The sequence below is a fragment of the Leptothrix discophora genome, assembly GCF_030705305.1.
Taxonomy (GTDB): Bacteria; Pseudomonadota; Gammaproteobacteria; order Burkholderiales; family Burkholderiaceae_C; genus Sphaerotilus; species Sphaerotilus discophorus.
Genome location: NZ_JAUZEE010000013.1, coordinates 112,283 through 118,282 on the forward strand (window position 1 = coordinate 112,283; position 6,000 = coordinate 118,282).

General features: G+C 60.5%; 3 protein-coding genes and 1 pseudogene. 3 read left to right on the forward strand and 1 reads right to left on the reverse strand.

Features of this window, described 5'->3' with window-relative positions; all coding sequences use genetic code 11:
* Window positions 1-47 precede the first annotated feature (47 nt).
* The 3 genes and pseudogenes from Q8X39_RS18780 (at window position 48) to Q8X39_RS20605 (ending at window position 4,733) form a co-directional block, all read left to right on the forward strand.
* Window positions 48-1,754, forward strand: a complete 1,707-nt coding sequence (locus tag Q8X39_RS18780) for a DUF1800 domain-containing protein (RefSeq protein ID WP_305751220.1) — start codon at window positions 48-50, stop codon at window positions 1,752-1,754.
* A 10-nt stretch (window positions 1,755-1,764) separates the two neighbouring features.
* A complete protein-coding gene (locus Q8X39_RS18785; protein WP_305751221.1) occupies window positions 1,765-3,219 on the forward strand; it encodes a DUF1501 domain-containing protein in 1,455 nt (484 codons plus the stop codon).
* A gap of 536 nt (window positions 3,220-3,755) precedes the next feature.
* Window positions 3,756-4,733 (forward strand): annotated as a pseudogene (locus Q8X39_RS20605) (IS30 family transposase).
* Window positions 4,734-4,771: 38 nt separating this feature from the next.
* On the opposite strand, the gene Q8X39_RS18800 reads toward Q8X39_RS20605, so the two are convergent.
* Window positions 4,772-6,000: tyrosine-type recombinase/integrase (locus Q8X39_RS18800; protein ID WP_305751223.1), on the reverse strand; the 1,229-nt coding region annotated here is incomplete at its 5' end.

A 6,000-nucleotide genomic window follows, 5' to 3' on the forward strand; every position in this document is an offset into this window, starting at 1 on the left:
CAACTGCCTCTGCCCCGATATCTACTGCGCGCGCGACCGGTGCCAGCTTGTTGACGCTGGCAGTTGCAGCCTGTGGTGGTGGTGGAGGAGGAGACAGTGTTTCAGGGGCAACAACGCCCACGCCACAACCTTCGCCCTTTGGCCTGGGAGCAGCCGACAAATCTGCGGCGAGGTTCCTTCTGCAGGCCACGGTGGGGATCACCGATGCCGACTTCGCAGCGATCAAGGCACAAGGTGCGGCCGCATGGCTCACAGCGCAGATGTCAATGCCAATGGGGGAGCGCGCTTGGGACTGGATGATCAGCGTTGGCCTCGGCGACATCGACTCGCGTGCGCTCTATGACAGCGGCGCCTTCACTGTCGAGGCGCCTTTGGCGCGTCAGATGACCATTGCACCTGACGCCGTGCGTAAGCGCGTAGCGCTGGCGTTGTCAGAGTACTTCGTCGTGTCCACCTATGTGGCCGGTATGCCCTGGACCGGCTTGGCCATGGCGCACTACTGGGATCAACTCAACGAGCATGCCTTTGGCAATTTTCGCGACCTGCTCGAAGCGATGACGCTCAATCCGACCATGGGCGCATGGCTCAACACGCGTGGCAACCTGAAGGAAGACGCCGCTTCCGGCCGCGTGCCGGACGAGAACTATGCCCGCGAAGTAATGCAGCTGTTCACGCTTGGCCTGGTTCAGCTGAACTTGGACGGTACGCCCAAGACTGGCGCCGGTGGCCAGCCGCTGCCTAGCTACACCCAGGACGATGTGAGCAACCTGGCTCGTGTTTTCACCGGATATGACTGGTGGGACGACGGTCGCCGCTTCGTCGCGCCGGCCACGAACAGCGGCCGTCCTTATCCAGAGTACACACGCCGAGCGATGGTTTTTGATGCTAGCCGTCATTCGACCCTTTCGGCAGATTTTATCGGCATCAGCATCCCGGCCAACACCGATGGTGCTGCCGCACTTCGCCTGGCGCTCGACGGCTTGTTTCAGCACCCCAATGTCGGGCCGTTCTTCGGTCGGCAGATGATCCAGCGCTTGGTGACTAGCAATCCTAGCCAGGCCTATGTGGCGCGTGTTGCGGCAGCGTTCAACGACAACGGCGCAGGCGTGCGTGGCGACCTGAAGGCGGTTTGGCGAGCCATCCTTCTGGATGCCGAGGCACGCAGTGACGCTGGCCTCACGTCGACCACCCACGGCAAGTTGCGGGAGCCGATGGTGCGAGTCTTCCAGTGGATGCGAAGCTTCGCCGCCAGCTCGCGCAGCGGCCTATGGCCATCGCAGTGGCCAGTGGCCGATCCCCTGTACTGGTTCGGCCAACTCCCGCTGTCATCGCCGTCGGTGTTCAATTTTTTTCGCCCGGGGTACGTTCCACCTGGAACGTCAATGGCTGTTTCTGGAGCCACCACTCCCGAGTTCCAGATCGTCAACGAATCCTCGGTGAGTCAGTGGGTCAATTTCATTGACCGGCTGAACCTGGTTGCAGGCGTTCCGTCGTTTGCGGGTCCAAGTGACGACTTGATTGTCGACTTCACGGCCGAGAAGCCGTTGACTGCCGATCTCGTCGCATTGATCAGGCGGCTCAACCTCCTGCTGGCGGCCGGGCAGATATCGGATGTGACCGCACAACGCATTGTTGATGTCCTGAAACTGGGTGGCGCTGCGCAACCGGGCTCAAGCGACGAAGTCAAGCGTTTTCGTGTCATTGCTGCAGTCACGATCGTGATGAGCTGCGCCGAATATCTGGTTCAGAAGTAAGGATCCCCCCGTGTACTTGATTGATCCGGTTTCTGCCAGTCGCCGCGCCTTCCTGCAACGCATGTGTCGGCTTGCCGTGGCCGGCGCCGCCACGCCCTTGGGGATGAATCTGGCAGCCATAGGTGAGGCAGCCGCATTCAATGCCACTGACTACAAGGCGCTGGTCTGCGTCTTCTTGTACGGAGGCAATGATCACGCCAACACGGTCGTCAATTACGATCAGGCCAATTGGACCGCTTACAGCAACATCCGCCAGCTTGGTGCGGCGGGCCTGGCAATTGACCGCCCATTGCTCGCCGCCACGCGCCTGACACCGGCCGTGCCACTGGGGGGTGGCCTGGAATACGCACTGAATCCGGCCATGCCCGCCCTGACCGACCGGTTCAATGCTGGCCAAGCCGCGGTGCTGTTGAACGTTGGGCCTCTCGTCCGGCCGACCACCCGTGCTGAATTCTTTAGCCCTGACCGTGCGCGATACCCCTTGCCGCCGCAACTCATGTCGCACAACGACCAGCAGTCGGTCTGGCAGGCGCAGGGTGCCGAGGGCTCTGCGGTGGGCTGGGGCGGTAACTTGGGCGATTTGGCACAGTCCAGCAATGGCAACTCCCTGTTCACCTGTATTTCGGCCACAGGCAATGCGGTATTTCTTACCGGCGACAATGCCATCCAGTATCAGATCAGCCGTGTCGGAGCAGTGCAGATCAGCCCTGCCGCAAGTGCACCACATGGTCTGCGCTCAGCGCCGTATTCTTCACAAGCGGCCGCATTGGTGCGTGCCTTGCTGACCGAGAGCCGCAGCCATGTTTTGGAGAATGAATACAACCGCGTCACTCGACGCGCCATCGAGGCTGAAGCGCAGATGTCGGCGGCCCTGGGTGGCGTAACGTTAAACACCGCTTTCCCTTCGGGCAATACGCTGGCCGATGAGTTGCGCATCGTGGCCCGCACGATTGCCGCGCGTGGCACGCTTGGCAACAGGCGTCAGGTCTTTCTGGTATCCCTGGGAGGTTTTGACACACACGACCGACTAATGCAAGACCAGCCGCTGCTGTTGAAGAAGGTGGACGATGCGCTGGCCGCCTTCTACCAGGCCACGGTGGAGCTCGGCGTGTCCAATCAGGTGACAGCCTTCACGGCATCGGACTTTGGCCGTGCGCTGGCCAGCAATGGCAATGGAACCGACCACGGATGGGGCGGCCATCACTTCATCATGGGCGGCGCCGTGCGCGGCCAGTCCTTCTACGGAACGCCACCGCCCGTCAGCATCGGGAACTCTGCTGCGCCGGAAGATCAGTGGCACATCGGCCAAGGCCGGCTGATTCCGTCAACCTCGGTCGACCAATATGCTGCCACGTTGGCGAAGTGGTTTGGCGTCAGTTCGACCGAGATGAACGCCATCTTGCCGAACTTGTTGAATTTCGGCGCCGCCGCCGGATACCCGACGGATCTAGGTTTCTTGGCTTGAGCATTACGAGCGTCGTCTGTGTTGCTGGGCTGAGCATGCCGGCATGTTCGTAATAACCCTGCGCTCAACTGCATAAGCACGACGAATGCGACACAATCTAGTCAGCTGGTTAGTCCCATCTTGCATCAGCTTCGGTCAACCCGCCAGCTATTTTGGCCAGTTATGTGCCGTTCGGACCGATTCGCGTTCGTTGAAATCCAGTTTTTTCAGTCAGATATACAATTGGCTTACTTCTCGCGATCGTTGCGGTGCTTCAGGTCTCTTGGATTGAGCCAGACCTCGAATAGAGGCGGCGGATTCAAGCCTGAGGTGCAACACCTCACCCACCCGGTAAGGTGTGAAAATGACGATGAGATACCGACAACTGCAGCCCTAACAGGCTGCTGAATTACCTTGATGAAGGCTGTTCTGCTCGCACCTCAAAGGGTGCCCTACCCCTTGGTTCGCTCATAAAAACGTCTGTAGGCCGCTCTACGAGCTCGGCCTACAGGGACGCACAAGCCCGGAACGGTATTTCAGCAGCCTGCTAAGAACGAGTGACGCTGGCGAGCTTGCTTCAGCAAGGACACAGCCTACGTTCGATTGCCAAGGTGCTTGAGCGCAGTCCCAGTTCCCTCAGCCTCGAACTGGCCCGCAATGGCGGTGCGGCTGGGTATACGTCGCAACCGGCTCTGCAGGCCACTTCGGTGCGCCGGGTGAGGAGTCGACCGCTGCCCAAGCTGTACGCCGATGGCGCGTTATCGCACATCGACTCGCGCCTGCTGACGTGGCTGTGGTCGCCATGCCAGATCGCCCGGACAGTGCGTAGGATTTGGCCCGACAAACCTGAACTGCACGTCTCGCATAAGACGATCTAAAACGCCATCCAAGCGATCCCAAGGGCGAGTTGCGCAGGCGCTGGTGGCCTGCCTGCATCAGGCCCATAACACCCGTCGGCCGCGCTCGGGCGGCGAGAACCGACGTGAGCAGATTCCGGTGATGTTCGGCATCCACGTGCGTCCGCCTGAGATTGAAGACTGGGCCATGCTTGGACACTGGGAAGCGACGTTATCAAGCGGGAGGTGAACCGCTCCAGCGTGGGTGTGCCCGTCGAACGCACCAAGCGTCTGGTGTTGCTGGCCAACATGCCCTACGCTACGGCTGAGTCGGCAAGGGCGGCCTTCACTGCCAAGCTCAACGGGATTGCATATACATTGCGCCAAACGTTGATCTACGACCAGGGCAAGAGAATGGCGCGTCATCGTGAACTCGACCGCGATACCAATTTAAATGTCTACTTCTGCGACCCGCACAGCCGATGGAAGCGCGGCGGTCGCGAGAACATCAACGGCTTGTTGCATCAGATGCTGCCCAAGTGCGCGGCCTTGTCGATCAATGAATAGGAGACCCTCGATGCCACAGCCGATCTGCCCAACAACCGACCTTGCGAAACCCTAGCCTGGCGAACACCGCTCCAGGCCTTAAAACAATCGATGCAGGTGGCAGCAGAAAAGGCCGTCGGAACAAACCATTAATATGGCGGGTGTTGCACTTCAGATCTGAATCCGCAATTTTATTCGTTATTGGAACTCGCGATGACATGTCGCATGTCGGATTCTGCAGTCGACTCCGATAGGCTGTGGCCTGCCATCGATCGCTTGTTCCGTACCACTCGGGATCCTGGACTCGCAATCTTCACGCTGCCACGCACGGACCTTCTCGATCCTTTCCATTCATCCACCCGGTCTGCCCACCACTGCATCAGTTCGCGCCTTTCTTCCAGCCATTGCGCCCGGTTGTACGCAGCGCGAACTGAGTCGCGATCCTCGTGAGCAAGTTGCCGTTCGATGACATCCGGACGCCATCCAGCCTCGTTGGCCGCTGTCGAGAACACGGTTCGAAAGCCATGGGCGGTCGTTCGACCCTTGTAGCCCAGTCTGGCAATCGCACTGTTTAATGTGCCGTCGCTCAGCGGCTTGCCGGGATAGAACGGCGACGGGAAAACAAGGTCAGAGCCGTCGCGCAGGGCTTTCGCCTTCTCGGTCACGGCGATGGCCTGGCGCGAGAGCGATACGAGATGCTCTGTCTTCATCTTCATGCGTGCCGCAGGGATCCGCCACATGGCGCGCTCCTCGTCGATCTCTGAATACCGTATTCCTCTCAGCTCGCCGGGGCGGACCGCCGTGAGGATCAGCAACTCAAGCGCCAGCTTCGTGCTGGGATCTCCCTCGTAGGTGGCAAGGGCTCGCAAGAATTCTGGCATGTCGCCTTCTGGGAGCGCCGCGCGATGCTGCGTGATCCGCGGCTGGAAGATCTCCATCGGCTTGAGCGGGTAAGTCGGATCCTCCTTTGCCAGTTCGTGCGCGATCGCGTACCGATAGATCGCTCGGATGCGCTGGAACACTCTTCCTGCGGTCTCCGACGCGCCGGTCGACTCGATGACCTTGACCACCTCGCGCACATGTTTCGCTTCCACGTCGTCGACCGGTAGGTCGCCGATGCTCGGATAGACGTGGTTTTCCAACGACGCCGTGATGGACGCCAGCGTGCCAGCCGACCATGCTGAAGCCCGGTGAGCCAGCCACTGGGCCGCGACCGTTCGGAACACCCGTGCTGCCTTGGCCTGCCGCGCCTCGCGAGCCTGCTGCTTGACGACGCTGGGATCCCGGTTCGCAGCGAGGTCCGAGCGTGCCCGGTCACGCGCTTCGCGCGCCTCCTTCAGGCCCACGGCCGGGAAGGTGCCTAGGTGTGAAGAGTCAACAGGTTCTTGCGCGAAGCAAGAAGTCTGGAGATAGGCGGCAA